We start from the raw sequence: 26523 nt of genomic DNA on the forward strand, positions 1-26523 counted from the left end.
AGTAAATTCGCAAAATCACGCCAAAGTGTAAAGCAAAACCGGGACGGCACAGAAACAGCTTTTGCTTCAAGGGCATATCCCCGAAACGAACCAGGATAAGCCGTACCTCCCTTAGGACATCCCGCTTAGCCATTTACTTTACATGATGTCCCAAGGAGCCGAAGTATATATTAAACTATAAAGTACATATACTCGGGTGCATGGGATGGAGAAGATCATATGGAGCTTCTGCAGTTGCGGTATTTTCGGACGGTGGCACGGATGGAGCATATGACGAAGGCGACACAGGCGTTGTTAATCGCGCAGCCTGCGTTGAGCAAACATATTGAGTTCCCCGTTTGCCGGCGCAATTTTCAACTCGTATGGCAAGACAAGCGGTACCTGTCCCTCGCTGCGCGCAAGTTCCGCGACTTTCTCATCGGGTACTTTGCCGAATCGAAGGACTTCCCTTCGTCCTCGTCGAGACAGGTTGAACTATGATGACTAAAAGAAAAGCTGTTCTGATTACCGCGTCATTCTTTATCGCTTTGCTCCTGTTGCGCGTCCTGTGGGCTTCTCTTCAAGCTTCGCCGGATCGGCCGCTTGCGGTTCGCGGCGAGTTGGATTTGCGCGGCTTCGACTTCACCAAAAATCACACGGTTACATTAGACGGGGATTGGGCGTTTTATCCCGGCAGGTTCGTGATGCAAAGCGGGGCGAACGCCGGCTTATCCAATGAAGGAATGAGGCTTGTTCGGGTGCCCGGGAACCTGGGCCATTCTCTATCCGGCCACGACTCGCCGTACGGCTTCGGCTCCTATCGTTTACGTATCAAGGTCAACCCGGATCCCGATCTCGTCTATGGCATCCGTGTTTCGAGCGTGCGTAGTTCTTCTGAAATATTCGTGAACGATCGTCTTGTGGCGCGTAAGGGGCAACCGGCAACAAGCAAGGAGCAGTATACGGCCCGGAGCATGCCCTATTCCGCCGCTTTTAATGCCGATACGGACGAAATCGATATTGTCGTGCAAGTTGCCAATTACGACAACAAGCTAAGAAGCGGGCTTGTGGGATCGATCAGGTTCGGCAGCGAACGCGCGGTGAACAAAGAAGTGGGATTTTCCGTCCATATGCAGCTCATCGTATGCGTCGTTCTGGCGATCCATGCCTTGTACGCGCTTATTCTGTACATGACGGGAACCCGGCATAAAGCGTTAATCTCTTTCTTTATGCTCATTGTTTGCGCGCTTTTCATGACCCTGCTCGATGATGATAAACTGCTGCTTGTATGGCTGCCGGCCATCGACAACGAGTGGTCCGTTAAACTGGTTCTCCTTTCTATTATTGGCGTAGGCGCCTTCCTGATGCTCTTTGCCAAGATGCTATTGCCGGAACATGCGACGAACCGCGTGTTCCGCTGGTTCCCCTCGCTCTGCGCGATCGCAGCGCTGTCGGTTGTGCTCCTGCCGTCCAGACATGCGCTGAGCGCATTGTTTGTATACTATCTCATTGATTTGCTCGCCTGCTTGTTTATTCTCGCCTTTTCGCTGCGGACGGCCACGAGAAGCGACCATGATGCTATTTATTTGGTGCTCGGTATCACAAGCGTCCTGACGAATGTCATCGGAGGTTACCTCAAGACGCCGCTCGATATGGGCTATTATCCGATCGATTTGATTGTCGCCTGCCTCGCTTTCGCAGCATTCTGGTTTAAGCGCTATTTCCGCATTTCCGCGCAAACGGCGAAGCTCGCCGAGAAGCTGCAGAAAGCGGACAAGCTGAAAGACGACTTTCTGGCCAACACCTCCCATGAATTGCGGAATCCGCTGCATGGCATTCTTAACATTGCCCAGACCGTCCTGGATACCGGCATTCGCGATCAGGACGATAAAAGCAAAGAAAATATGAAGCTGCTCATTTCCGTAGGCAAGCGAATGTCGTATATGCTCAGCGATCTGCTCGACATGGCGCAGCTTCAGGAGAATGGCATCCGCTTGCAGAAGGGGAGTGTCCGCGTTCAGGGAGTCGCATCCGGTACGGCCGATATGCTTCGTTTCCTGACTGAAGGCAAGCCGATCCGCATCTTCAACGACATTCCGGAGAGCTTCCCTCCTGTCATAGCCGACGAAAACCGGCTAACGCAAATTTTGTTCAATCTGCTTCACAATGCGGTGAAATATACGAATCAAGGATATGTCGCGATAACGGCCGAGATTACAGGCGAAATGGCGAACATTGCCGTCGCAGATACCGGCATCGGGATGGATCACGAGACGCAGCAAAGGATATTTGCGCCCTACGAGCAGGGAGACTCTGGTATAACGGCGATCGGAGGCGGCATCGGGCTCGGACTCAGCATATGCAAGCAGCTTGTAGAGCTGCACGGAGGCACGCTGGAGGTGAACTCCGTTCCGGGCCGGGGCTCGGTATTCAGCTTTACGCTGCCGTTATCCGATTCATCCGTCCTGCCGCACGATACGGAAGCAGCCCCTCCATTCATGGCCGCGCACGCAGAAGCGGCGGCCTCCGCTTCATCCGGACCGCGCGGAGTCATCTCCGAACCGGAAGCGGCGAATGCTCCGGACCGGCTTAACATTCTCGCTATAGACGATGATCCTGTCAATTTAAATATATTGAGCAGCATCCTCACGGCGGACTGCTATAACGTCGTTGCGGCTTCAAGCGGCCTCGAGGCACTCGACCTGCTGGATACGAGAGAATGGGATTTGATCATGACCGACATCATGATGCCGCACATGTCCGGATACGAACTGTCCCGCATCGTTCGCGAGCGCTTCTCCGCCTCGGAGCTGCCCATCCTGCACCTGACCGCCCGCAGCCGCCCGGAAGATATAGACGCCGGCTTCCAGTCGGGCGCCAACGATTATGTGACGAAGCCGGTTGATGCGATAGAGTTGAAGTCGCGGGTACGGGCATTGACTGAATTGAAGAAATCGGTGCGCGAAAGGCTGCGTATGGAAGCGGCATGGCTGCAGGCGCAAATTCGACCGCATTTTCTGTTCAATACGCTCAATTCGATCGCCGCGCTCAGCGAAATCGATAATGAAAAGATGAGCGAATTGCTCGAGATGTTCGGCCATTATTTGCGCGCAAGTTTCGACTTCCGGAATTCGGAACGGCTCGTTCCGCTCGAGCACGAGCTTGGTCTTGTCCGGTCGTATCTGTACATCGAAAAGCAGCGGTTCGAGGACAGATTGAGCATTCACTGGGAGGTGAACGCAAGCCTGAATCTGCGTATCCCCCCGCTATCCATTCAGCCTCTGGTCGAAAACGCAATACGGCACGGTCTGCTAAGTCGTGTTGAAGGCGGAAATCTTCATATCCAAGTTACCGAAAACGAACATGAGGCTAAAATTTCAATTGCGGATAACGGTGTAGGCATGGATGAGGATACGGTGCGGCGATTAATGGACGGCCGCCCGGACGTAAGCAAGGGAATCGGCCTGTACAATACGGATCGTCGATTGAAGCAGTTATACGGCAAAGGATTGCAAATCCGAAGCGTTCCGAATCAAGGCACGATCATCGACTTTATCGTATCCAAATGAGGGAGCCGGGGGAAAAGACTAGGTGTCCCGCAGTCTGAATTGGCTTGGGGACACCTTCTTTTTTATGTGTAAACCGCTCGATGATCGGATTGCTTCCATCGGGCGTACCATTCGATGATGTCAGGACCGGGGCCTACTCCCGCTTCCCTATCCAATGTTCGAACGATAAATTGATACTGCTTGTCCACAGAATCCGCATCGTTCAGTCGTGCATACAGATCCATAAGCGCGAGACAGCTATCTTCATGGAGAGGATCCTGCTTTTGTAATTGATGGTAGACGCCAATCGCCTCTATGGGCATGCTGCGAGCGCAATAGAATTGACCCAGCTGCCGGGCATGCTGCAGCCATAGCGCCTTAAGTCTTTGGCGCTCGCCCTCCGCCCACACATAATTATCCTCTTCGTAAAAATTGCCGCGATACCTGTCGAACAGCCGTTGATGCTCAGAGACCTGTTCGATTGAAACGGGGTTTAAACGGCGAAGCTCCTGCTCCCATTCCTCCGCATCGATTCGCAGCTGCTTCGACTCGAGGACATATCCGAACTGAGCATAGCGGATCGAGATATAATTTTCTCCGACTGTATCCTTCCATACGCTGCGAATCCGATTAATGCTTGTCTGAAGATTGGCGAGACCTTTGCGTTCGTCCAGCTCCGGCCAGAACAGCTCCAGCAGGACGTTCTTGCTAATCACTTTTCCCCGATGGAACAACAAGTAGGCAAACAGCTCTTTCGCCTTCGTCGTCCTCCACTTCAGAACCTGCTGTTCCCCGTCCGGCTTGCTGAGCTGCATGGCCCCCAAGCAATGATACAGCAATCCGTCTTCTTTCGGGGGCTCCGTCTTCGTCGCAACGCATCCCCGCAGGCGCTGTATGGTTCGGCTCAACCGTTCACGTCTTACCGGCTTCACCAAGTAATCGGTTGCTTCCAGATTGAATGCCTCAACTGCATATTCATCATAGGCGGTCACATAGATGATTTTCGTGTCCGGCGCAATCGACCGTATTCGCTCCGTTGCCTTCAAACCGTTCAATTCCGGCATGTGAATGTCCAGAAAGACGGCGTCAGGCTGGATCTCGGCAATATGCTCGATCGCCGGCTCCGCTCGCAAGAAGGCTTCGGTCACTTGGCAATCGGAAAACTCCCCCAGCATTTTTTCCAACCTGACCAGTGCCAGACGCTCATCGTCTACCAGCGTGACTTTCATCCGGTGCGAACCTCCATCCGTCGATCATGTTGTCATCTTTCTTCTCTATTTTATATCGGCCAGAAACGTTTCCTGTTGCACAAGGAAATGTTGAGCGAACAGCGCTAATTCACCCGTAGCGGAGCGGAGTGTTGGTGTCGCCTGTTGCCGTGGTTAGAGATTGGTTAGAGCCGCACTTTATAATCAATTTGTCTATCATTTTTATATGCTCTCTTCAGGAGGAATGAACAGAAGATGAAAGTGAAAAATCGAAGCCTGCTCTCTCTTTTAATGGCCGTCGTTATGATGTTGACGATGATCCCATTTTATCCGTTAGACGCAAGAGCAGCGGAAGCACCTGCCCTTGATCCGGGCACCCCTGTCCGATTATCCGAGACAACCTATCGGCTGTCCAACGCAGCATTCGGAACAACGGGTGTCGTTCATGCGGCGGGCGGATACTTTACTGTAGTCGTCAATAACGGCTCTATTGCCGTTGGACCTTCTTCAAGCGGTATTACCGAGTTGACTAACGGCATAACCATTAGCGGCATTGTAACCGACCAATCTACGCCGACGAATAGAGTATTCAATTTTTCGGCGGGTACGACTTATGAAGACATTCAAGCTTATATTCGGGCGATGACATTTACGCAGGATGCCGGGCAAGCCCAACGTATCACAGTAAACGTAACGCCGGGGGCTCAATTGGCCGATGGCAAAACATCTGTACGTACCTACGGTGGACGTTATTTTGTATATGTGGCAAGGCAGACCGCCACTTTGAGTTTTAAAGAAGCCGTGACGATTGCAGCGAACCAGAACGGACATCTTGTAGAGCCGACAGCGGACAATCCGGGCGAAATGTTTGCGATCGCGAGTATGTTTAAAGAATTTAAGAGCCCGAGCCCCTGGAGCGGGGACGGGGGAATCTGGCACTTTCTAAGCTTTATTGGCGTTACCAGAGCTCAAGGGCCTGAATGGAACGAATTGAGTCTTTACGGCGAAACTCGGTATGTCACACGCCCGAATCAGGCGACAGGCATTGACCAAAACCTTCTGCCAAACGGAACGCCCACCCACATTACGCTTATGCTGGACAATAATGTGACGAAAATCGGTTACTTGCCCGTAAATAATACGCACGGCGATACTAGCGTCTATAAAGACCCTGGCGTTATTGTCGAGTATAATTCAGGTGCCATTACCGACATCGTCACCGCCACCCAAGTGGTTGATAGCTTTTCCGGCGGCATTGCGGATGTAACGTCCGTCGTTTCTTCCGTTTATAACGGATCCGGCGCCATTACCGCAATCCCTGCCGATATTAGTACGGTGATGACGGTTACCGATGAAGACGGAAACACAGTAACGGGACTCCGCGCATTTGACCAAGCGGGCAATGAGCTTATTGCAGACGAGTATGGTTGGTATCCAAGCAACGGAAAGCCCATTGTCTTTCAACCTCTGATGCCGGGCGGAAAGTACAAAGTAGCTGCTTCAACGACATTCGAAGCAAGTACGACGACGCCAGGTACGGCTGAAGAGACAGAAAACGTGACATTGCCGACAGCAGGCGATAACGTTGCAGCAGGAAAAGATACGGACCATCCCGGTAAGACGACCATTACAGTAAATCCATCGTCCACGCTGGCCAGATATGCTATAGCCGATGCAGACGGCAATGTGGTAAGCGATTGGATAACGGGTACGGGTTCGGATATAGCCTTTGACAACCTTGAGCCAGGGACCGCCTATCAAGTGGTTACGGTTCCTGTCGATATGACAGGAGAGCCTCCTGAAACGGGATTGAGCGGCACCAGCGTTACTACGCCGGAATATCCGGTGATGGGCGGCGTCGTGTCGATCGGCGGTACGGCAAAGACCGGTCAATCGTTGACGGCGAACTTATCGGGGATTACGTACACGCCTAATGTATCGGGCAATGTGCCGACTTATCAGTGGTACCGAGACGGCGTCGCCATCACGAACGCGACGGGCGCAAGCTACACGTTAACCGAAGACGATCTCGGCGCGAACATCACCGTGAAGGTAACGGCGGATGGCGTTCATGCGATAGGTAGCGTGACGAGCGCGGCGACGGCCAAGGTCGTGAAGTCGGACGGAGCTGCGGCGCCGGTTGCGCCGACAGAGGACAGCAAGACCGCTACGAGCATTACGTTGAAGGCCGCGAGCGGACAGGAATACAGCATGGACGGCGGCGTGACATGGCAAGACAGCCCGACGTTTAATGGATTGACGCCGGATACCGAATACTCATTTGTAACGCGGGTGAAAGAAACGGCGACGCAAAACGCGTCTGCCATCAGCGCGGCGACAGTGATTCGCACGCCGGCTTGGATATCTACGGGAAATAACACGACAACGGTAACGCCGAAGCCGGAGGATGCCGGTCTCGAAACCTCCGTGAACGGCAAGGATGGCTTGCTGGCAACGGGCAAGACGGCAACTACGGGAGATCGTACGACAACAACGGTTCAAGTCGATTTGAACAAGCTGAACGAGGCCTTGACGCAAGGAAACGGACAGCAGCTGACGATTCATTCTCCGAAAGACGGCGATGTGAAAGTCGACGGATTGACGGCAGAAACCGTTAAGCAGCTGGCTGATAAGGACGCGAGCCTTGCCATCAGCAACCCGCTGGCGATCTATCCGGTGCCCGGCGGAAAGATGGACTTAAGCGAGGTGTCCAAGCAATTGGGCAACGCAGCGCTTGGCGATATTGCGGTTCATATCGACATCGTCCGTTCTTCGGACACCTTGATTAACAACGCTAAGAACAAAGCATCTGCGGAAGGCTACGAGCTGCTCGTGCCCCCGGTCGATCTGGATCTAACCTTCTCGCATGAAGGCAAGACGATAAGGTCGGAGCAATTGAACGGATATGCGGAGAAATACATTGCCCTGCCGGAAGGCATCGATCCGAACCGCATTACGACAGGCGTCATCGTCAATCCGGACGGCAGCGTTTTCCACGTGCCGACGGTCGTCACAAAGATTAGCAATCGCTATTATGCTTTGATTAACGATTTGCACAGCCATGGCTCCTATTCGGTCATCTGGAATCCGCAGGATTTTGACGACGTGAAAAGCCACTGGGGCAAAGCGGACGTGAACAATATTGCCGCCAGGCTTGATCTTGAGGGAACCGGGAACAATACCTTCTCGCCGAATCGCAGCGTAACGCGCTCCGAGTTCTCTCAGATCGTTGTCGCAGGTCTGGGTCTGATGCGTCAGAATGCGCCGCAAAACAGGTTCCCTGACATACCTGGCTCCGTATGGTATGGCAATGCGGTCACCATTGCCAATGAATTCGACATCGTCCGCGGTTACGACGACGGCAATTTCTATGGCGACCAACAGATTACGAGGGAACAGGGCATAGCCATGATCGCCCGTGCTTACAACCTGATCGATCCGCAAGCCGCGCTTAGCGAGGCAGAGATCGCTTCCCTGCTGGCGAAGTACGAAGACGCTTCAAGCGTATCCAAATGGGCGAGAGCGGATGCGGCCCGACTGATCTCGGCGGGAATCGTAGAGGGCAACGGCCTGCAGCTTCTGAGCCCGCAGTCGAATATGACGCGCGCCGAAGTAACGGCATTGATCGCAAGACTGCTCAAGACAACCGATCTGATCGACAAGTAAACAAGCGATCCGAACAACCATTGCCGACTGTTAAGTCGTCGATGGTTGTTTTTTTCTGCGCCAAGTGCAGTGCCAACTATCTAATCCCTCGTGCTTTCGATTCGTCTTAGATTCTCGGTATCCCGAGCTGGAGATGAACCAAAGAAACGAGAGTACTCTCGATTAAACTGTGAGGGGCTTTGATAACCAACATGATAAGCGGCGCTTGCTACCGGATAGCCTTCAAATGCAATGAGATTCCTAGCCTCCAACAGCCTTAATTGCTTTTGAAATTGAATTGGGCTTAAACCCGTTGCCCTTTTAAACTGTCGGTGAAAGGTATTTAAAGCCATACCAGATTTTGATGCCATCTCGCCAATGTCTATTGGCCTCATAAAATTTTCGCGAAACCATTTTACAATATGGGATATCTTGAATAAGTTACTTTCCCGCAGACCAAATTGCCTCAGATACCATCCTTGCGGTCCCATCAGAACGCGATATAGGATTTCGCGCTCATAAGCCGGTGCGAGTGCTGGAATATCTCTTGAAGCTTTCGATAATCGCAATAAGCGCAGCCATGCCTCCATCAATGCAATGTCCATTTCACAAGCGGCGAAATGCTCGGAATCATTCGGTAATAGATTTTCAGGAAGATCTCTTAATAAACGCTGAAGAACAGTCTGATTCAACTTAAGACCAAGGGACATGTAAGGACGGCCCTCGCGGTCTGGATGTACGCTCGCTGTTGCAGGAACGTGCACCGGTAACACGTAATAGGATGGCCCTTTCAGGTCAGTGCTACGCTCCCCGATTGATAGAATCTTTGTTCCTTGAACCGTAAATCCAATCATTGGCTCGTAAAGCGCTGCGAGTTGGTGAGCGGGGATATCTCCCTTAATCATACTTAGCCCCGGTACTCCGGTTTCAATTTGTCGAGTACCTGCGTCTTTCATGAGATCAATAATTTCTTCAAGGACGTTATTCATGCACTTATATTATCACGCGACTTCTTATCTCTCAACATAGCCACGATATACTTCGGCATTTTTAGGCTCATCACATGACAAATATAAAGGATTATTCGGGTTAATCAAAGAACAACGTGGTGTTTTTAGGCAATCAGAAGGCATTTTTAGATCTATATTACTGCAACAGATACAACTAAAATTGAAACCAGATCGAACACAAAACAAGGAGGAACTTATGAAAATTGCGATTGTAACGGGTGGAAGTAACGGCATTGGAAAAGCGACGGCGCTTGAGCTTGGCAAGCGCGGAATTAGCGTCATTCTCACATACAACTCTTATAAGGACCGCGCAGAAGCTGTCGTTAAGGAAATTGAGAAAAATGAAGGCGTTCGAGCAATCGCACTGAAGCTGGATCTGACTCGAATGTCAACATTCGACGGTTTTGTGCTAGAAGTGAAAAAGAGCCTCCAAGACATTTGGAACAGGACGACTTTTGATTACTTAGTTAATAATGGCGGAGTCGGCGGACCCATGATGTTCACTGAGCTGAGCGAAGAATACTTCGATAAGATTCTGAACACGAACTACAAAGGACCGATTTTTTTAACACAGCGACTTGTCGGATTCATGGAGGATGCCGGAGCTATTGTAAATACCACGAGCTCATCCAAAAACCAGTCGTTTCCAGGCTACTCCATCTACGGCTCGTTAAAAGCGGCATTCTCAAATTGGACCCGCTACATCGCCAAAGAGCTTGCACCTCGCCAAATTCGAGTCAACGCAGTATCGCCCGGTCCTACGCACAGCAATTTTGGCGATGGCGTATTCGATAAACATCCTGAATTCATTAAGCCGCTGGCTGAGCAATCTGTATTTGGCAGAATCGGCCAACCCGAAGATATGGCGAAGGTCATTGTGAACTTATTGTCCGATGATTTCGGCTGGGTTACAGCCCAGGACGTTGAAGTGTCTGGCGGCCATTTGCTTTAAGAAGGCTACGATCCCCATGTGAAAGGTGTCCCACTGTCACTATCATGACTTATGGGACACCTGCATTTACTATCACACATCTCGCTTGCGGTATACAGCAGCAGCAATGAGGATTGCGGCAAGTGTCCAAGCCCCCAGAAGGATGCCGCCTTGCACGGGGGTGAACGCACTGGAATCATCGGGCTGCGGAATCCACATCACGACTCCGGCCGTATCCGGAAGATACTTAGCGAAAGCTGCCTGGTCCCGTATAAGCGGACCTGCGATGAAGTAATAGCCGAGCATGATAGCGAGACCAGGAAGCATCCTGCGCAGAACAACGGCAATTGCCGCGCCGATCAGTACAGTCAAGGTGAGATATGCGCTTACTCCCAGCATGGCGGGCACGAAATCTCCCCATACAATAGGAGCCCCGGCATCTCCGATAACAATCTGCGTCAGCAGAACGCCAGAATAGGATACAACGAATGCGGCAGGAATAAGCACGACGGTCAGGGCGAATAACGCCGCGAAAATTTGGATGCCTCGCCGCGGCATTGCCGTCAGTGTCGTGCGAATCTGACCGCCATTATATTCGGAGCAGGCAGTCAGTATTCCCAGGATCATAAGTCCCGCTTGCGAATAGCTGATAGAAGCCAACCCGATCTCCAGCGTGCTATGTATGGAGGTTAAGCCCTGCAACCCGGCGTTTGAGACAGCATAAGCCAGCATCAGATTGACGATAAAGGTGCCCCCTAGGGTGAACCATGTAACTGGCAGCGAACATAACTTGGACAGCTCCGCCATTATCGCCCGACAGACGTCTTGGCCAGATGTTCGGGTTATTCGCGTACTCATGCATCCCTCCGACAAAAGATAATCGTTCCAAGGATCAACAATGCTGTCACCCAAGCTGCCATGACGACACCGCCCCAAAGCGGCGTGAGTGGACTCCCGGCACCTTTGATTTCAACAAACATGCGCATACCGGCCATATCCGGCAGATAGTTCGCCAAAGGGGTGACGCGAGTCAGCAAATAAGTCACGCTCACGAAGGAGGTATTCAGAAGCAAAACGGCCAGCGGCAGAGCGGCGTGCCGAGTCAGGATTGTAATACCAAAGGCCAAAAGCGCGGTAAGCATCCAGTAGCATACAACGCCGACAAATCGAGAAATATCGGTACTTCCAAGCGCAGGAGCATGCTCCGCAAGGATGATCCGAACCACAGCCATTGTAAGCGCGATCGCGATGATGGCTAGAATGGCGCTAACCGTTGCAACGGCAGTCGCTTTGGACAGCAGCAAACGAATTCGTGATGGGTTGGCTGTCAAACTGGTGGTCATCTGGCGTCCCCCGCCGGATTCTTCACGCTCGGTGAAGTACTCACTGCTGATCGCGATAACGCCGACAATAATAACCCCCATAACGCCGAAGCCCAGCTCTTCAAAACCAACAGCGTATTCGACCGATGTTTGAACGCCTTTTGTGATCTCGGAAAGCTCCTGAAAGGCGCGAATGACGGCGATTCCAGGCGCAACAAGTATACCCCCCGCAGCTGCGATCCATAGGGTGGGTAAGGAGAGAAGCTTTGAAAACTCTGCAGCAAGCGCTTTTTTCATGAGATGTCCCTCCTCGCGGTAAACTCGAAGAAGGCATCTTCTAATGTCTCATGGGAACCAACGATCTCGGCAAGCGTACCGTTCGCCACGATTTGCCCCTTATTAAGGATAACAATGTCGTCTACCGTTTCGGCGGTTTCCCCCATCAGATGACTCGATAATAATACGGTGCGCCCCGATGCCGCACGTTCACGGAGAAACGTCCTGATCCAACGGATTCCCTCGGGGTCAAGCCCATTAGTAGGTTCGTCCAATATCAAAATCTCCGGATCGCCAAGCAGCGCGGCAGCCAAGCCCAGTCGCCTCGCCATGCCAAGAGAGTAACTGCCAACCCTCTTCGAGGCGGCATGCTCAAGCCCTACAATCTCAAGGACTTCATTGACCCGAGAATGAGGAAGCCCCGCTGACCTGGCAATCCAGTTCAAATGCGCTCGCCCTGTGCGCGACCGATGCGCTCCCGATCCGTCAAGTACGGCGCCAACGGTCGTCAGCGGATCGGTAAGCTTGGCGTATGGCACGCCATTGATCAGCGCAGTGCCCGATGTGGCTCGGTCAAGGCCCAATAGGATCCGCAACGTAGAACTTTTCCCTGCGCCATTGGGACCGAGGAACCCGGTCACGCGACCGGGCTTCGCTTTAAAGCTAATACCGTTTAGGATATGATGCGATCCGCGGCGCTTTGTTAACTGATCGACGGTGAGCAAGCATAACACCTTCCTTGTCTTTGTTATGCTTCACATCCTACCGAATCAAGTCTAAAATCAGGGAAGGTTATTTCTAAGTTTAGTCTAATTTTTTTCCGATCCGCACGGTCGTCCCCTCCGCATCGGAACTCAAATGGACTTGAAGTCTCATTTCCTTTAGCATGTACTTGGAAATCGTGAGTCCCATGCCGGCGCCGCGATTGGCAGACAAGGCATCCACCCCCGGTCCACGATCTTGTATGATGAAATGCTCTTGCCCGATATCCGCAGCAATACGGATAAACCTTCCATCGGCTGCATGGCGAAGGACGTTTTGAAACAGGTTGCCAAGCACGCGCGTCATCCATTGCGGATCGATGTCCCATGAGAAGGTCGCATCAAACGGCAAGTCCGCGTCTATATGGAAGCCCGCGTTCTCAAATGCCGGATACCACGATGCAACAGATGTTCTTAGGAACTGAACCATATCCGTGGTCGCGGGATAGTACGGGTATTTGCCCGATGTAAGCAAGGTATAGGACAGAAGATCATCCATCAGCTCGCTCATATGCGTGATCGTGTGGTCAATCGCTGTTAGCGAGACCACCCCTTCCTGGCTGAGAGGTTCCCTTTGCAATCTGGAGGCATGCCCGCGAAGAGCGGTCAGCGGCGTCCTTAAATCATGGGACAGGTTGGCAATGAGTTGTTTTCTGAGCGATTCTTCTTCCTGCTCCCGCAGGTGGCTATCGTGAAGCTTCCGAATCATTTGATTAAACGAAGCCCCCAGCTGATCCACTTCATTCATTCCAGCAGCACGTTCCGGGATCGGTTCTGGAATCCAGGACCCGTCCCCGGGAACGGTCATCGCCTTTTGCAGGCGGATGAGCTGCTGCCGAAGGCGATAGAAAAACACCCCTGACACGGAAATAAAGATGATAATGATGAGGCCGATCAAAACGGATATGCTGCGTGTCGTATCCATGCTCGGGTCAGAAGACGGATATACGCCGGCTACCATCATAAGGATCATTACGGGCAGCAGCACAAGGCTTAGGAAATGAACCACTAAGTACCGTCGAAAAAAAGTGTGCTGTTTCATATTTTCACCCGATATCCGAGGCCGCGTACGGTCTGGATGATCTCCGGCGCATTGGGGTCTTGTTCCAGTTTCTCGCGAAGATGGCGAATATGGACCGACAGCGCTTTGTCTCCATTGATGAATGATTCTCCCCAGACAGCCACCCATATTTGCTCTTGCGTAAGAATCTGATTCGGATGGCGCAGGAAACACGCAAGAATTTGGTATTCCTTTCCTGTCAGGTTAACTTCTTCTCCAGTGCGTTCGTTGATCACCGTACGTCCGGAAAGATCAACAAGGATGTGCTGTCCAAGCTTTATATGATCCGGGAGTCCCGCTCCGCTGCGGCGGAGCAGCACTTCTATTCTGGCGGCCAGCTCATCGAGGTGAAAAGGCTTGGTGACATAATCGTCGGCAAACTGCAGCCCCTGCAGCTTATCATCGACAGCCGCGCGGGCGGACAGCAGCAAAACGGGCACCGAAGGCGCTGCTTTCTTCAATCGCTGGCCGACCGTAAAACCGTCCAGTCCAGGCAGCATGATATCGAGAATAACCACATGACTTCCCTGTATTTCGTTTTCCGCATTTTCACCGGATAACAGCCAGCGGACTGCATACCCCCGCTGTTCCAGTTCCTCCTGAACCCAGCGTCCGATATCTTGATTGTCTTCTATCAATAAAACACGTTTCGGCTTCATGACATCACTTCCCTTGCTAACTGGTTCTGTCCTACTAATCATAGGCTTTGGAGGGATCCGCTTACAAGAGCAGGAACCTTGCTGTAACGATCCATTTATGCAAAAAGGCTGACGATTGTTTTCGTCAGCCTGCCGCGATACAATGCGGTATTTTCCAGTTCAAGTTCTGGCCGATCATAACAAACATCCATCCTGCAAAGGTGAAGAGCGGGCCTAACGGGAACCACGGCCGTTGCGAGCCACCGCTTCGGATTCATATTAACGCGGCTCTTAATGTGGGACTCTCTCCTCAAGAGATCATTGAGGCGATTGCGCATTGTGTTTTAACCCTGCAAACACCTTAGAAATCGTAATTGTCGAAAAATAAATCGGCATTTTATCACGGGAGGTCTGTTGAACAAAATCATACTCATGCATCCCATACCTCACGCGATTTGCTTACTTCCTTAAGAAGCTCTTTCCCTCGTTCAGGCGTTAAAGTGCCGGCCGCTTCCAGAAGATCATCAACGCAATAGTCGTCTTCTAGAGCTTCCACAGTTTGCTTTTCTAGGTCAATCAGTACACTAGGGTTATTTATATTGAGTTTTTGTAGGATGGACTTTATCGTATTCGCAGCTTGTACATCCATTTTTTTGGAGATCATCATGATCCCTCCATTGTCCCGTTTTTACTCTTTCTTGACCGTGCCAAAGATATGAAACGGCGTTATCCCATTTGCAAATAGGCCATCGACCAACTTGGCCCATTCTTCAGATGATAGATCTTTTCCGTTGCGTATCCAAAGGCGAAACAAAGACATTAATGTTGATATGTAAAACTCAATCAGGTATGGCGCCAAAATTTCATTTGTTGGAAGGTTCACAATCAATTTCTCAAAGGGTATTTCTCTTTTCAGGCGTTCAACAAAATGAACAGAACCATAGTCACCGAGGAGGGCTTTTAGGATAGAAATTTCTTCTGTACTTTCCAAGCATTGAAGCGCATCCTGGAAAGTATGCGTAGAAAGCTCTCTGCTTGCCATTTCCTCGTTAATGGATTTCAACATCTTCTCTTCAACGTAGTTCAGCAGCTCATAAATATCTGTAAAATATTGATAAAATGTACTGCGGTTATATCCTGATTTGTTGGCAATCTCTTGAATCGATATTTTTTCAATTGGCTTCTGGCTATATAAATCACAGAACACATTTATAAAGGTCTGCCTGGTTTTGTCCGTAATTTCAGGTTGCTTGTTCATGATTGTTCTCCATTTCCGGCTCAATAGATGACCCGACAGATATTGAAAATCTGATGGTTGATGACTGTATGGTGAATTCATACAATATTATTATACAACACGTTGTTGGATCATCAATAAGGATTATCAACTCTTTGGGGGAGTCTAACATGAAAATTTTATTCTTCGGTAGAGGTTTAATATCGACCCAATATGCGTGGGCTTTCGAACAGGCAGGTCATACAGTTGAGTTTTACGTTAGAAAGGGGAGGAAAGAAACCTATGGGAGCCGTATAGAGCTGGAAATGTGGGACGCACGAAAAGGGAAAAAGCTCATAAAAGAACGCTGGAACGTCAAACTGCATGAAGAGATCCTTCCCAATTATGATCTCATTATTGTGAGCGTCAACACGGAACAACTTCCGGAAGCAGCACAATTCCTATCAACTGCTGCAGGAAATACCCCGATCCTCCTATTCAATAACATTTGGCAAGATTTGAAATCATCGATCGCACCATTGTCTATGAACAATGTTGTCTTTGGCTTCCCCGGAGCAGGAGGCGGCATCGCGGACAATAAGCTTAGGGGCGGCTTTTTGAAAATGGTATTTCTAGAAAAACCACGGGCAGGCACTGAGCCTATTAACAAAAAGGTCAAAGAACTATTTGAAAGTGCCCATTTTAAAATTAGTTGGATCAAGGATATGCAAAGCTGGTTATGGAATCACTTTGCCATGAATGCAGCAATGGAGACCGAGGTATTAAAACGGGGAAGTTTTCCAGCGATCATGAACCATCGTGACTCGTTCGTAAATGTTGGTAAGCATATGAGGGAAATGGTCCCTGTGCTTAAAGCAAGAGGCGCAAAGCGTGATATGATTTTGCTACTATTGACTAAGGTTCCGCCGGCCCTTCTCGGCATCCTGTTTAACAAGGTTATTTTTGCAAAAGGCAGCTTGGCACGACTCTTCATGGAATACAACAATAGTAAAGCAGGTTTTGCGGTGTCTGAAGTTGTGAGAGAAGCCAAAAAGGCAGGCATACCTCTGCCGCGTCTTACAAAGGCAATTGAAAATACGGAATATGCAAAAGGAATATAAAAAGACACCACTCCGGCGTCCAGTAGAACCGGCGAGTGAGGCAAATGCCGCACTCGCCCATTGGCAAACGATAATACATGTCTTAAGAGGTGACTCCTTGCTCATCTATGATCAATCGCGTGTTTCATCCTTCATCACGCACTACGCCTCAGCTCATAAAAATACTGCACAATCGGATGCTTGAACTTCATCTGCCCAGCCATGTTTAATACCCGCTTTTTCCCGACTCTTCTGTCCACCAGCGCTAGAATATTCAATACAATATCATGGCTCTCTATGCTTTCCTCTATAGAAGTTGATAAATACTTATTAGCCACGACGATAAAATTCGATTTACTTAATGAAACCTGTGCTGACAAAAGCGCTTTGGCATGCGCTGTACTTTTTCTGCTTCTGGCCATGACGATTAAACGATCTTCCGGCACTGTACCCTTTGTATTTTTTCTGATCGCTTCAATATCTTCATTGCTGATCGGAATTTGAATATCCGGGTCATTCTTAATTTCCAGCTCCGTTTGATACCATCTGATAGCGTTCGTTTTATCATTCATATTGAGTATATTCTTTTTATCTACCATAATATAACAAACACCCGGTTTATCGGGTAAATAACGGTAACCCTGTGCGCGGTATTCTACTCTATTATTTAACGCGGGACTGAGAAAGCCCTCCAGTTGCTGCTTTAATTTGCTCCCAGGATATGTGGCCTCCCCCCTCTCCAATCGCCGATCCTAGTCCCCACGTTCCTCGTTCTCATCATGCACCTTGCTTTCAAACTCGCCAAGCAGTGCGCGCACTTCACTTGTTGACTTTGCGTTCATTAAGTTATTTCTTAATTCGCTTGCTCCCCGAAATCCGCGGACATATATTTTGAAAAAACGGACAAGTGAACTGAACGAACGAGGTTCCAGTCCTGAATATTGATCATAGAGATCCAGATGCAGCCGCAGCAAATCCAGCAATTCCTCACTGCTGTGCGTTTTCGGTTCCTTCTCAAAAGCAAACGGATTATGAAAAATACCGCGCCCGATCATAATGCCGTCCACGCTGTATTGTTCAGCGAGCTTAAGGCCGGTCTGGCGGTCAGGGATATCCCCGTTAATGGTCAGTAGCGTATCCGGTGCCACTTCATCGCGAAGCTTCTTAATCTCCGGAATCAGTTCCCAGTGGGCATCTACTTTACTCATTTCCTCTCTCGTGCGCAGATGGATGGACAGATTCACGATGTCCTGCTTCAAAATATGGGTTAACCAGCCGCGCCACTCGTCGACCTCGCTGAAACCGAGCCTTGTTTTTACGCTGACGGGCAGTCCCCCTGCTTTGGCCGCTTGGATGATATCCGACGCGATCCCAGGACGGCAGATCAGGCCGCTTCCCTTCCCGTTCTCCGCCACATTCGCTACAGGACAGCCCATATTGATATCAATGCCTTTGAATCCCTCTTTTGCCATACCGATGCTCATCTGACGGAAGTATTCGGGCTTGTCTCCCCAGATATGAGCGACGATGGGCTGTTCATCCTCCGTAAAAGTCAAACGCCCGCGCACGGAATGGTTCCCCTCCGGGTGACAATAGCTCTCCGTATTCGCAAACTCCGTAAAAAACACATCCGGTCTGGCTGCTTCGCTCACGACATGGCGAAACACAACATCCGTCACATCTTCCATGGGCGCCAGTATAAAAAAAGGCCGTGGCAAATCGCGCCAGAAATGATTAGTCATATCGAAAACCTCTCTATAAATAATGGGACTCGGCCGAAATCGTCTCGCAGCCGACGCATCGGCTCCTTAAAACATTATAAACGGGAAGACGGGTATACAACAGAATGATGATATAATCATGGCAAGCCAGCAATAATTAGCCATGACTACGAGTCCATCATTCCAGGTAACATCAAGCAAAGGGGATTGAACATGACACGAGTTATCGAAAATGCATTTTTAAGCTATGGCAAGGAAGATGCACCAGTAAAAGTAGAAGTGTTTTTAAATTTAGCGTGCCCGTATTGCGCAACATTCTTTCAAGCTGCTGATGAAACATTGCCTTCTTATATCGAGAACGGACAAGTTCAATATGTGGTTAAACACTATGACAAACCGCGCGAAATGCTTTTATACGGCACTCTGGCGAACGCGTTTTTAGACTATAAGGTTCCGGAGCGAGTCTACGAGCTTATGAAGGATTTATTCGCCAAACAAAGCCAGTGGAGCGAATCCGGCAGCCATTCGATTAAAACAATGTTAACCGAAGCGTATGGGTTACAGGAACAACCTGATAACATCGACTTAAGTTTAAGCATCATTGACGAAGCCATTAAACGTCATGTGAAGATGGTGCCGACCGTATTCATTAACGGCAAAGAGATCCAATACCCTGATGAAATTGATGCAAACGGGTTAATCAAGGAAGTCGAACAAGCTTTGGCCTAAGAAAAACTGTATGGCGAAATATGAATGCGAAACAACAACCCCCGAAACCGTATTCGGTTCGGGGGTATTTACGGTGGGCAAAAGGTTTGCTGTTCGAAGCGCCTCTCTCCCACGGACTCGAACCGGATTGAATTTCCGGGCTTAATGGTTATGTTTCGGGGAATGGGCGCGTATAAGTACAAAGCTACCTCTTCCGCGACAGCGCGAGCGGATGGCCGCCCGTCTTGTGCCAGACGGCGCCTCGACCCAAATCCGTTTCCGATGTTTCTTCGGCATATGCGAAGTCCGTTTTCCCAAAATAACGATTCGCCGCACTTTTGCCGCCGATACGGAGAGAGCAAAATAAATGTAAAAATCGCCCTTGTCCGGCTGACTGAGCCAGACAAAGGCGATTGCGAGCCCGGGAACGCACCTTGTCGGTCACGTGTCCGCTGGAGGCATTAATCCATTTGGATGCCGCCGTTCACTTTCATGCAGCTGCCGGTGACGAACCGACTCTCCTCGCCGGCGAAAAAGGCGATCGCCCCCGACAGGTCATTCGGCAAAGCTACCCGCTGCATCGGAGTCATCGCCGCGATCTGCTGCTTGACCGCTTCCGGGGTTACGCTTGACGCTTCTGTTTCGACCAGTCCGGGTGAAACGATGTTGGCAGTCACCCCATAAGGCGCGCTCTCCAGCGCCACATATTTGACGAACGCTTCAAGCGCCGCCTTGGCCGAGCCGTGTGCGGCCATATAAGGCACCGGGGTGTCGGCCGCATTGCTGGAAACGTAAATCATTCTTCCGTATTTCCGTTCGATCATGGCAGGCAGTACGGCTTGCGTCAATGTAAAAGCGGCCTTCATCTCGTCGTTCAACTTCTGGGCTAACTCTTCCCATTGCATCCCCAATACCGGCTTCATAACAAAAGACATATGCGCATTGTTCACCAGAATGTCGATGCCGCCCCATGCTGCCCGAATGGAATCCAGTGCTTCCCTTACTTGTTCGGGATCGAGCACGTCCGCTTTGGCGAGCGCCGCCTCTCCCCCGGCTTGCCGGATCTGATCCACGACAGCTTGCGCCGACTCCGCCTGGCGCACATAATTTACGGCAACCTTAGCCCCAAGCCTGGCCAGCTCCAGCGCTGCTGCCGCGCCGATTCCGCGGCCCCCTCCCGATACGAATGCAACTTTGCCATGTAGACGATTCATACAGTTCCCTCCAAATTGTGTGATAAAGAATGTTTTTCGAACCTTTAACCTAAAGAGATGTCACGTCCCGTCAATGTTGGCAAGCTCGCGCCTTCAACAATGATCCAATATTCGTTATTGGAAGGATCGTTCGATTCCCTAATAGACCGGTTGTCATTGGAATAGGTCGATCTCTGCCGAGCGTCGGCCGATGAAATATCATCTTTCGTTCACGCCCGTCGCATCTTTCCTATCTTTTGATATTACGTCGTTTGACTCAAGTCGAGTAGTGACAGCGGTCATCACTTTCGTCACATAATCAATCCAGTATGCAAGAAAAAGGTACAGCCTCCTCCAATCAAGAGGATCTGTACCTTTTGGTCAAAGCAGCTGGTTGCCAGATGATGATTTATTCTATCTTCGTACGCTCGGGGAAGGATTCGGTCACGCGATATTGAAACATTGCAGACGGGGGGCCTCGAAGCGATCCAATCCCGAGAGTGCCATCTCCTCAGAATTTTCGTACTGATGTGAGCAAAGAGAGTAATGCTCGAAAGTCCTGCATAAGCGACTTCCGAGCATCACGTGTTTACATTCAACACAAAACTGGACAACTTTTTTGAGGGCTCTCGTCTGGCCTCGACAGGAGTACGATAACCCAGCACCTATGAAGTTTTTATAAGGTTGCCGACATCGACGCTTCGATCTGCCTTTCCTGAAGCAGTTTATCCAACTGAACCGTTCAGTACTAAAATAATCAATAGGAAGCCAAAAACATTGACCGGCTTTTCAGTAATGTGAAATACTTAGATACAACCAAACCAGGAGTTAGGGTGATATTCCCATGACGATTTTGCCACCAAGACAAGCTGCCAAACGCAAACAAATCGTAGATACCGCTCGGCAATTGTTCTTAACTCGAGGCTATGCCGGCACGAGCATGGATCTCATCACTTCTGAAGCCGGTATATCCAAGATGACCCTCTATCGCTATTACCCAACGAAGGAGGCCTTGTTTTCCGGTCTGCTGCATGAAGTCATTGACGAACTTACCGAAGAGAAGCAGCCTGAGCTGACGAACCTACCCGCTCCGGCAAATCGGGAACAGCTGTACGACATCCTTTTAAAGATGGCCCATGTGATCTCTGAGAAGCTGTCCGACCCGTTATATCTTTCCATTCTCCGTATCATCTTCTCGGAGGCTGCCCGGTTCCCCGAGCTAAGAGATCTGTATCTGCAAAGTACGCCGAGAAGCATCGGACTGCTAGCAGATTTGTTGCAAAGATCAAAGCAAAACGGACTGATTCGTCTGGCGGATGAAGATATCGGGATGTCGATCCTCATGTTCATCGGTCCGTTCGTATCCAACGTCTTCAATGGCGTGCTCGGTTCAACGACCACTATGCCTTCCCATGCCTTAGAGCAGCTGTGTCGCATATATGTGGATGCGATCACTTTCACGCCCTGAAGATCAAGCTCGACTCTCAAAAATCTCTCAAAATTCGGCTAAAACCCCGCTGCGCCCGGAATTTTCCAAGCCAGCGGGTTTTGCAATGGACCGAGGACGATTTTACCTTAAATCTAATGAATGACTTCTGTTATCGGTCTTGCGGCAAGCTCAACAAAGGATTGACCTTACCTATCGATTAAACCTAGCGTTTGCAGCGTTTTGATTAATACAACCGCCGCCTGTGCGCGTGTCGTCTCTCCTTTTGGACTAAACGTGTCCGCGCTTGTGCCTCTCATAATTTTAAGCTTGACCATCAGGCGAACGTCCTCAAGATAGGCCGAATATGCTTTGGAGATATCCTTGTAACCGTCCAAGCTTACAAACTCCTTCGTCATCGGCAGCTTTTCAAGGTTAATCACGGCCGCCAACATGCTCGCCATTTCCTCTCGGGTCAGCGGTTGATCGGGCTTGAAGCTCGTACCCGTTGCAAAGTCGAGCAGTCCAAGTTCCTTCGCTATTGCTACCACGTCGAAGTACCATGCGCCTGGCTTTACATCATCATACGGCGCTGTGCTAGTCGTAACTGTTCCACGTCCGAACGCTCTTGCCAGCATGGCGGTAAACTCTGCTCTTGTTACAGCTTGATTCGGATCATACTTTCCGCCGCCAACGCCCTCCACAAGTCCCTTCGCTGCTGCGAGCTCTACGTCTTGTCTGCTCCAATGCTGCTGCACATCGGTAAAGCTGACCAGATTTTCCGCTACAGCGTATACACTGTTGGAATAGGATTTGATCATCACGTACCATATGCCATCGATCTGCACCTTCGTTGCAGGGATAAAATCAAATTTTTTCGTGGTTTCGTAATAGCGGAATGCGCCCCACTGCGCAGGCATGCTCACCATGTTCTTCGGCATCGGAATGATCCTTGTCAGCGCCTGACTGAACTTGTCCGCCGTTCCGATGACTTGCAGTGTATTGGAGTTAATGATAACGATGTGAAAATCTACAATCGCGCCCATCACTTTTCCAACGGGTAAATCGCTCGCAAGCTTCGTTTGAATGCCCTTGTCGCCAGATTTATCGGCCAGCGTGATCTTGATGCTGATATCCTCGGCTCGAAGATTGTTCTTAGCAAGCAAATCGTTCAGCCCCGGAATGAGCGATGCAAGATTGACCGGCACTTGATAGCTGCCATAAGGTGCCTGAATCTCGATAAAGAAGGTGGCGTTCTTACCCTCCAGACTTGTCAAAATACGAGCCGGTATAGCGACATAGGCTGTGCCATCTGCGGTTGGTGTCACTTTCAGCATGATGGACGGCTTCGTAATGTCGATGCTCGCTGGGTCAAGCAACACACCATTTACATCAATCATAGGCTCGGCAGCGCTTGGTGTTTCATCGATTGGCGTTGCGTCATTATAAATTTGCGTCCATTTCGCGTACAATGTAACGGGCGATGTGACCGCTGTTGCGAAATCGTAGGCGGACGTTAAGCTACTATTGCTGTACCAGCCGCCGAAGGTGTACCCTGTCTTCGTCGGATCAGCCGGTTTAGTAGCCGTACCGTTGTAGTTTACCGACTGGTTGCTCACCGCCGAGCCGCCGTCGCTACTAAAGCTCACCGTGTAGCTGTTAATCGTCCACTTCGCGTACAGCGTCACGTTGGAGGTAACTGCTGTTGCGAAATCGTAGGCGGCCGTCAAGCTGCTATTGCCGTACCAGCCGCCGAAGGTGTACCCCGTCTTTGTCGGATCAGTCGGTTTAGTAGCCGTACCGTTGTAGTTTACCGACTGGTTGCTCACCGCCGAGCCGCCGTCGCTACTAAAGCTCACCGTGTAGCTGTTAATCGTCCACTTCGCGTACAGCGTCACGTTGGAGGTAACTGCTGTTGCGAAATCGTAGACTGTCGTCAAGCCACTATTACTGTACCAGCCGCCGAAGGTGTACCCTGTTTGCGTCGGTAGCATCGTCGGTTCGGTTGCGGTACCGCCATAGTTCACCGATTGGCTGCTCACAGCCGTACCGCCGTTGCTATTGAAGCTCACCGTGTAGCTGTTAATCGTCCACTTCGCGTACAGCGTCACGTTCGAGGTAACTGCTGTTGCGAAGTCGTAGGCGGTCGTCAAGCCACTATTACTGTACCAGCCGCCGAAGGTGTACCCCGTCTTCGTCGGATCAGCCGGTTTAGTAGCCGTACCGTTGTAGTTTACCGACTGATTGCTCACCGCCGAGCCGCCGTCGCTACTAAAGCTCACCGTGTAGCTGTTAATCGTCCACTTCGCGTACAATGCAACGGGCGATGTGACCGCTGTTGCGAAATCGTAGGCGGTCGTCAAGCCACTATTACTGTACCAGCCGCCGAAGGTGTACCCCGTCTTTGTCGGATCAGCCGGTTTAGTAGCCGTACCGTTGTAGCTTACCGACTGGTTGCTCACCGCCGAACCGCCTTCGCTACTAAAGCTCACCGTGTAGCTGTTAATCGTCCACTTCGCATACAATGTCACGTTGGAAGTAACTGCTGTTGCAAAATCGTAGGCGGTCGTCAAGCTGCTATTACTGTACCAGCCGCCAAACGTATACCCTGTTTGCGTCGGTAGCGTCGTCGGTTCGGTTGCGGTACCGCCATAGTTCACCGATCGGCTGCTCACAGCCGTACCGCCTTCGCTACTAAAGCTCACCGTGTAGCTGTTAATCGTCCATTTCGCGTATAGCGTCACGTTGGAGGTAACTGCTGTTGCGAAATCGTAGGCGGCCGTCAAGCTGCTATTACTGTACCAGCCGCTGAAGGTGTACCCCGTCTTTGTCGGATCAGCCGGTTTAGTAGCCGTACCGTTGTAGTTTACCGACTGGTTGCTCACCGCCGAGCCGCCTTCGCTACTAAAGCTCACCGTGTAGCTGTTAATCGTCCACTTCGCGTACAGCGTCACGTTGGAGGTAACTGCTGTTGCGAAATCGTAAGCGGTCGTCAAGCCACTATTGCTGTACCAGCCGCCGAAGGTGTACCCTGTCTTCGTCGGATCAGCCGGTTTAGTCGCTGTACCGTTGTAGTTCACCGACTGGCTACTAACCGCTGAACCACCGTTACTATTGAAGCCCACCGTATAGCTGTTAATCGCAAAGTTCGCCGTTACATTCAGGTTGGCTATCACGTTTGTGTCCGTCCGACTCGCTGTCGTTACGCCATCACTCCAACCCGCGAAGTGGTAGTTCGTACTTGGAACTGCCGTAACCGGCGTTCCGCTTGCGCCGTGATTTACGATTTGCGATGTGTTGCCGCTTAGTGATCCGTTGCTTCCTGCTGTATAGGTCAGGGTGTACGTCTCAATCCCCGCGCGCAAGCTCCCCGCTTTGATAAAGAGATCGGAGTCGTAATTACCATCTCCCACATCCGCTATAGCTAGCTTAATATGGTTGATTACGTGAGGGGTGACGGTTGCGGATACCGACATAACGGTCGTAAGCCCATCCATCTGCATCAAGGTCGAGCCAATGTTGTTGATATAGTACATCGGATGATTGCCCGCGTTTACCGCATTAATCGACACGGGAATCGAAGTATTAGGAATCAGCGCTTGATTGACGCCATTAACGTAGATAGCAAAAATATCATTGTACCCAGCATTCACAAATTCAGGATATTCTTCCGATGCAAAGACATACTGTAAGGAGAATTGGTTATCATCCGGAATAAAATCAAACTCTAAGATCGCAGCGTCAAACGTTCCTCCTGCTGTCAACGCATCTAAATCGGGATCTCCGCCAATACCACCTTCAACTCCCGCGCTGTATGTATTATTAGGACCTTGCACAATAGCAGCATCCCCCGTGCTAAGGATGATGCCGGAGTCGAAGCCGATGTTATCCGCGCCCCCGCTAAAGAACCCGAAGGACCCATTCCCCCCATGCTGAGTGATATTCGAAACCTGAATTCCGGTTCCGACTATTGCATCCGCCAAAGCCTGCGCATCGGTCGAAGTCGTTACAGACAGGGTTCCTGCCGCGTCAGCCTCGGATCCTGGAATCCTAGGAAACGCCAGCAGCAGAGCGAGCAAGCATACCGTCACCGGCCAAAATCTTTTTTTCATAAAAAGCCTCCCACTTCAAACTGGGTGATAGTAAAATAGCCATCTGATACTTGTATCCCTCCGAGCATTCAGATTGTCGACCAGAATACATCCGATGGGACTTTGACACGCGATACGCGATCCCGAGACTCATCCCACCATCTCTCCCATTCGACAAGAATCTACCATTTTGTCATTAACAATACTGTACTGTATAGTACTCAAAAAAACAATAGTTGCGGCAACCCACTTAGACGAACCGTGTGATGAAGGTTAAACCTGGCTTTTTCGAAGGGACCGTTGAATCGGAAAAGAGTTCTGAAGAGAGAAGTGTGTTTAGGGTTATGTAAGTGCGGGGCCAGCGAGAGGGACATCGTTTTCAAGATCGCATTATAAAATGGTGACGGCAGCAATCTCCCTCCCGGCCCATAATTTGAAGCTAAATCCTCGTTCAAGCAAGTGCCATGGTGCCTCGTCTACGATAAAAGCCACATCTGCATAGGTATGCGATTCATCGACCACTTCTGTAACACGAACCAAAACAGTCCACGCATCGCCATGAATGTTCTTGCCAACGACCTCTCCAAATACAACGACAATATCGCGAAGCCATTCGTTGAATGGAAACTTGCTCGGGTCTTTATCCTTATCCCATTCAATGATGGCTTTGCAGTACCTTCTCTCCATCAT

20 protein-coding genes and 2 pseudogenes are annotated in these 26523 nt (G+C 50.4%); 8 read left to right on the forward strand and 14 right to left on the reverse strand.

Annotated elements, in window-relative coordinates:
• Positions 1–219: 219 nt before the first annotated feature.
• Both KB449_RS24060 and KB449_RS24065 read left to right on the forward strand, forming a co-directional pair.
• Positions 220–327: pseudogene (locus tag KB449_RS24060) on the forward strand (LysR family transcriptional regulator); the annotation flags it as partial.
• Positions 328–479: 152 nt separating this feature from the next.
• Positions 480–3548, forward strand: a complete 3069-nt coding sequence (locus KB449_RS24065) for an ATP-binding protein (protein ID WP_282910786.1) — start codon at positions 480–482, stop codon at positions 3546–3548.
• Between the two features lie 62 nt (positions 3549–3610).
• Here KB449_RS24065 and KB449_RS24070 read toward each other — a convergent pair whose 3' ends face one another.
• Complete coding sequence (locus KB449_RS24070; protein WP_282910787.1) at positions 3611–4756, reverse strand: response regulator; 1146 nt, start codon at positions 4754–4756, stop codon at positions 3611–3613.
• Between the two features lie 1086 nt (positions 4757–5842).
• Between KB449_RS24070 and KB449_RS36585 the strand changes: the two genes are divergently transcribed.
• Positions 5843–8401: an S-layer homology domain-containing protein gene (locus KB449_RS36585; RefSeq protein ID WP_282910788.1), complete on the forward strand. Its 2559-nt coding sequence runs from the start codon at positions 5843–5845 to the stop codon at positions 8399–8401.
• A gap of 80 nt (positions 8402–8481) precedes the next feature.
• Here KB449_RS36585 and KB449_RS24080 read toward each other — a convergent pair whose 3' ends face one another.
• On the reverse strand, positions 8482–9369 hold the full coding sequence (locus tag KB449_RS24080) for an AraC family transcriptional regulator (RefSeq protein WP_282910789.1): 888 nt from the start codon (positions 9367–9369) through the stop codon (positions 8482–8484).
• Between the two features lie 217 nt (positions 9370–9586).
• On the opposite strand from KB449_RS24080, the gene KB449_RS24085 reads away from it, so the two are divergent.
• Positions 9587–10342, forward strand: coding sequence for an SDR family NAD(P)-dependent oxidoreductase (locus tag KB449_RS24085; RefSeq protein ID WP_282910790.1), 756 nt, complete (start codon positions 9587–9589; stop codon positions 10340–10342).
• Positions 10343–10414: 72 nt separating this feature from the next.
• On the opposite strand, the gene KB449_RS24090 is transcribed toward KB449_RS24085, so the two are convergent.
• From KB449_RS24090 to KB449_RS24110, 5 genes are all read right to left on the reverse strand, one after another.
• Positions 10415–11128 (reverse strand): ABC transporter permease, encoded by a 714-nt coding sequence (locus KB449_RS24090; RefSeq protein WP_282910791.1) that lies wholly within the window; start codon positions 11126–11128, stop codon positions 10415–10417.
• 47 nt (positions 11129–11175) lie between these two features.
• A complete protein-coding gene (locus KB449_RS24095) occupies positions 11176–11940 on the reverse strand; it encodes an ABC transporter permease (protein ID WP_282910792.1) in 765 nt (254 codons plus the stop codon).
• Complete coding sequence (locus KB449_RS24100; protein ID WP_282910793.1) at positions 11937–12644, reverse strand: ABC transporter ATP-binding protein; 708 nt, start codon at positions 12642–12644, stop codon at positions 11937–11939. The genes KB449_RS24095 and KB449_RS24100 overlap by 4 nt, the downstream gene beginning before the upstream one ends.
• A gap of 79 nt (positions 12645–12723) precedes the next feature.
• A complete protein-coding gene (locus KB449_RS24105; RefSeq protein WP_282910794.1) occupies positions 12724–13722 on the reverse strand; it encodes a sensor histidine kinase in 999 nt (332 codons plus the stop codon).
• Complete coding sequence (locus tag KB449_RS24110; protein ID WP_282910795.1) at positions 13719–14399, reverse strand: response regulator transcription factor; 681 nt, start codon at positions 14397–14399, stop codon at positions 13719–13721. Before KB449_RS24110 ends, KB449_RS24105 begins: the two co-directional genes overlap by 4 nt.
• A gap of 227 nt (positions 14400–14626) precedes the next feature.
• Between KB449_RS24110 and KB449_RS24115 the strand changes: the two are divergent.
• Positions 14627–14743 (forward strand): annotated as a pseudogene (locus tag KB449_RS24115) (carboxymuconolactone decarboxylase family protein); the annotation flags it as partial.
• A 65-nt stretch (positions 14744–14808) separates the two neighbouring features.
• Here KB449_RS24115 and KB449_RS24120 read toward each other — a convergent pair.
• Complete coding sequence (locus KB449_RS24120; RefSeq protein WP_282910796.1) at positions 14809–15042, reverse strand: hypothetical protein; 234 nt, start codon at positions 15040–15042, stop codon at positions 14809–14811.
• A gap of 24 nt (positions 15043–15066) precedes the next feature.
• Positions 15067–15636: a TetR/AcrR family transcriptional regulator gene (locus tag KB449_RS24125; RefSeq protein WP_282910797.1), complete on the reverse strand. Its 570-nt coding sequence runs from the start codon at positions 15634–15636 to the stop codon at positions 15067–15069.
• A 149-nt stretch (positions 15637–15785) separates the two neighbouring features.
• Between KB449_RS24125 and KB449_RS24130 the strand changes: the two genes are divergently transcribed.
• Entirely contained in the window at positions 15786–16715 is a 930-nt protein-coding gene (locus tag KB449_RS24130; protein ID WP_282910798.1) for a ketopantoate reductase family protein, read from the forward strand.
• Positions 16716–16849: 134 nt separating this feature from the next.
• Here KB449_RS24130 and KB449_RS24135 read toward each other — a convergent pair whose 3' ends face one another.
• Both KB449_RS24135 and KB449_RS24140 read right to left on the reverse strand, forming a co-directional pair.
• Complete coding sequence (locus tag KB449_RS24135) at positions 16850–17437, reverse strand: SF0329 family protein (RefSeq protein WP_282910799.1); 588 nt, start codon at positions 17435–17437, stop codon at positions 16850–16852.
• Between the two features lie 9 nt (positions 17438–17446).
• Positions 17447–18436, reverse strand: coding sequence for a tRNA dihydrouridine synthase (locus tag KB449_RS24140; protein ID WP_282910800.1), 990 nt, complete (start codon positions 18434–18436; stop codon positions 17447–17449).
• A 192-nt stretch (positions 18437–18628) separates the two neighbouring features.
• Here KB449_RS24140 and KB449_RS24145 point away from each other — a divergent pair, with 192 nt between their 5' ends.
• On the forward strand, positions 18629–19144 hold the full coding sequence (locus tag KB449_RS24145) for a thioredoxin domain-containing protein (RefSeq protein WP_282910801.1): 516 nt from the start codon (positions 18629–18631) through the stop codon (positions 19142–19144).
• A gap of 440 nt (positions 19145–19584) precedes the next feature.
• Here KB449_RS24145 and KB449_RS24150 read toward each other — a convergent pair whose 3' ends face one another.
• Entirely contained in the window at positions 19585–20337 is a 753-nt protein-coding gene (locus KB449_RS24150; protein ID WP_282910802.1) for an SDR family oxidoreductase, read from the reverse strand.
• Positions 20338–21160: 823 nt separating this feature from the next.
• Between KB449_RS24150 and KB449_RS24155 the strand changes: the two genes are divergently transcribed.
• A complete protein-coding gene (locus tag KB449_RS24155; RefSeq protein WP_282910803.1) occupies positions 21161–21784 on the forward strand; it encodes a TetR/AcrR family transcriptional regulator in 624 nt (207 codons plus the stop codon).
• Positions 21785–21951: 167 nt separating this feature from the next.
• Here the strand turns inward: KB449_RS24155 and KB449_RS24160 are convergent, their stop codons facing one another.
• Together KB449_RS24160 and KB449_RS24165 are read right to left on the reverse strand one after the other, a co-directional pair.
• Positions 21952–25854: an InlB B-repeat-containing protein gene (locus tag KB449_RS24160; protein WP_282910804.1), complete on the reverse strand. Its 3903-nt coding sequence runs from the start codon at positions 25852–25854 to the stop codon at positions 21952–21954.
• 369 nt (positions 25855–26223) lie between these two features.
• Positions 26224–26520: a hypothetical protein gene (locus tag KB449_RS24165; RefSeq protein ID WP_282910805.1), complete on the reverse strand. Its 297-nt coding sequence runs from the start codon at positions 26518–26520 to the stop codon at positions 26224–26226.
• Between the last annotated feature and the right edge of the window lie 3 nt (positions 26521–26523).

Origin of the sequence: Cohnella hashimotonis (genome assembly GCF_030014955.1) — a bacterium.
Classification (GTDB): Bacteria; Bacillota; Bacilli; order Paenibacillales; family Paenibacillaceae; genus Cohnella; species Cohnella hashimotonis.

Bases quoted from the DNA above. Each gene is read 5' to 3' on its own strand.
- KB449_RS24065 (WP_282910786.1), top strand. From the start codon at position 480: ATGACTAAAAGAAAAGCTGTTCTGATTACCGCGTCATTCTTTATCGCT.
- KB449_RS24070 (WP_282910787.1), bottom strand. From the start codon at position 4,756: ATGAAAGTCACGCTGGTAGACGATGAGCGTCTGGCACTGGTCAGGTTG.
- KB449_RS24080 (WP_282910789.1), bottom strand. From the start codon at position 9,369: ATGAATAACGTCCTTGAAGAAATTATTGATCTCATGAAAGACGCAGGT.
- KB449_RS24085 (WP_282910790.1), top strand. From the start codon at position 9,587: ATGAAAATTGCGATTGTAACGGGTGGAAGTAACGGCATTGGAAAAGCG.
- KB449_RS24090 (WP_282910791.1), bottom strand. From the start codon at position 11,128: ATGGCGGAGCTGTCCAAGTTATGTTCGCTGCCAGTTACATGGTTCACC.
- KB449_RS24095 (WP_282910792.1), bottom strand. From the start codon at position 11,940: ATGAAAAAAGCGCTTGCTGCAGAGTTTTCAAAGCTTCTCTCCTTACCC.
- KB449_RS24105 (WP_282910794.1), bottom strand. From the start codon at position 13,722: ATGAAACAGCACACTTTTTTTCGACGGTACTTAGTGGTTCATTTCCTA.
- KB449_RS24110 (WP_282910795.1), bottom strand. From the start codon at position 14,399: ATGAAGCCGAAACGTGTTTTATTGATAGAAGACAATCAAGATATCGGA.
- KB449_RS24120 (WP_282910796.1), bottom strand. From the start codon at position 15,042: ATGATCTCCAAAAAAATGGATGTACAAGCTGCGAATACGATAAAGTCC.
- KB449_RS24125 (WP_282910797.1), bottom strand. From the start codon at position 15,636: ATGAACAAGCAACCTGAAATTACGGACAAAACCAGGCAGACCTTTATA.
- KB449_RS24130 (WP_282910798.1), top strand. From the start codon at position 15,786: ATGAAAATTTTATTCTTCGGTAGAGGTTTAATATCGACCCAATATGCG.
- KB449_RS24140 (WP_282910800.1), bottom strand. From the start codon at position 18,436: ATGACTAATCATTTCTGGCGCGATTTGCCACGGCCTTTTTTTATACTG.
- KB449_RS24145 (WP_282910801.1), top strand. From the start codon at position 18,629: ATGACACGAGTTATCGAAAATGCATTTTTAAGCTATGGCAAGGAAGAT.
- KB449_RS24150 (WP_282910802.1), bottom strand. From the start codon at position 20,337: ATGAATCGTCTACATGGCAAAGTTGCATTCGTATCGGGAGGGGGCCGC.
- KB449_RS24155 (WP_282910803.1), top strand. From the start codon at position 21,161: ATGACGATTTTGCCACCAAGACAAGCTGCCAAACGCAAACAAATCGTA.
- KB449_RS24160 (WP_282910804.1), bottom strand. From the start codon at position 25,854: ATGAAAAAAAGATTTTGGCCGGTGACGGTATGCTTGCTCGCTCTGCTG.
- KB449_RS24165 (WP_282910805.1), bottom strand. From the start codon at position 26,520: ATGGAGAGAAGGTACTGCAAAGCCATCATTGAATGGGATAAGGATAAA.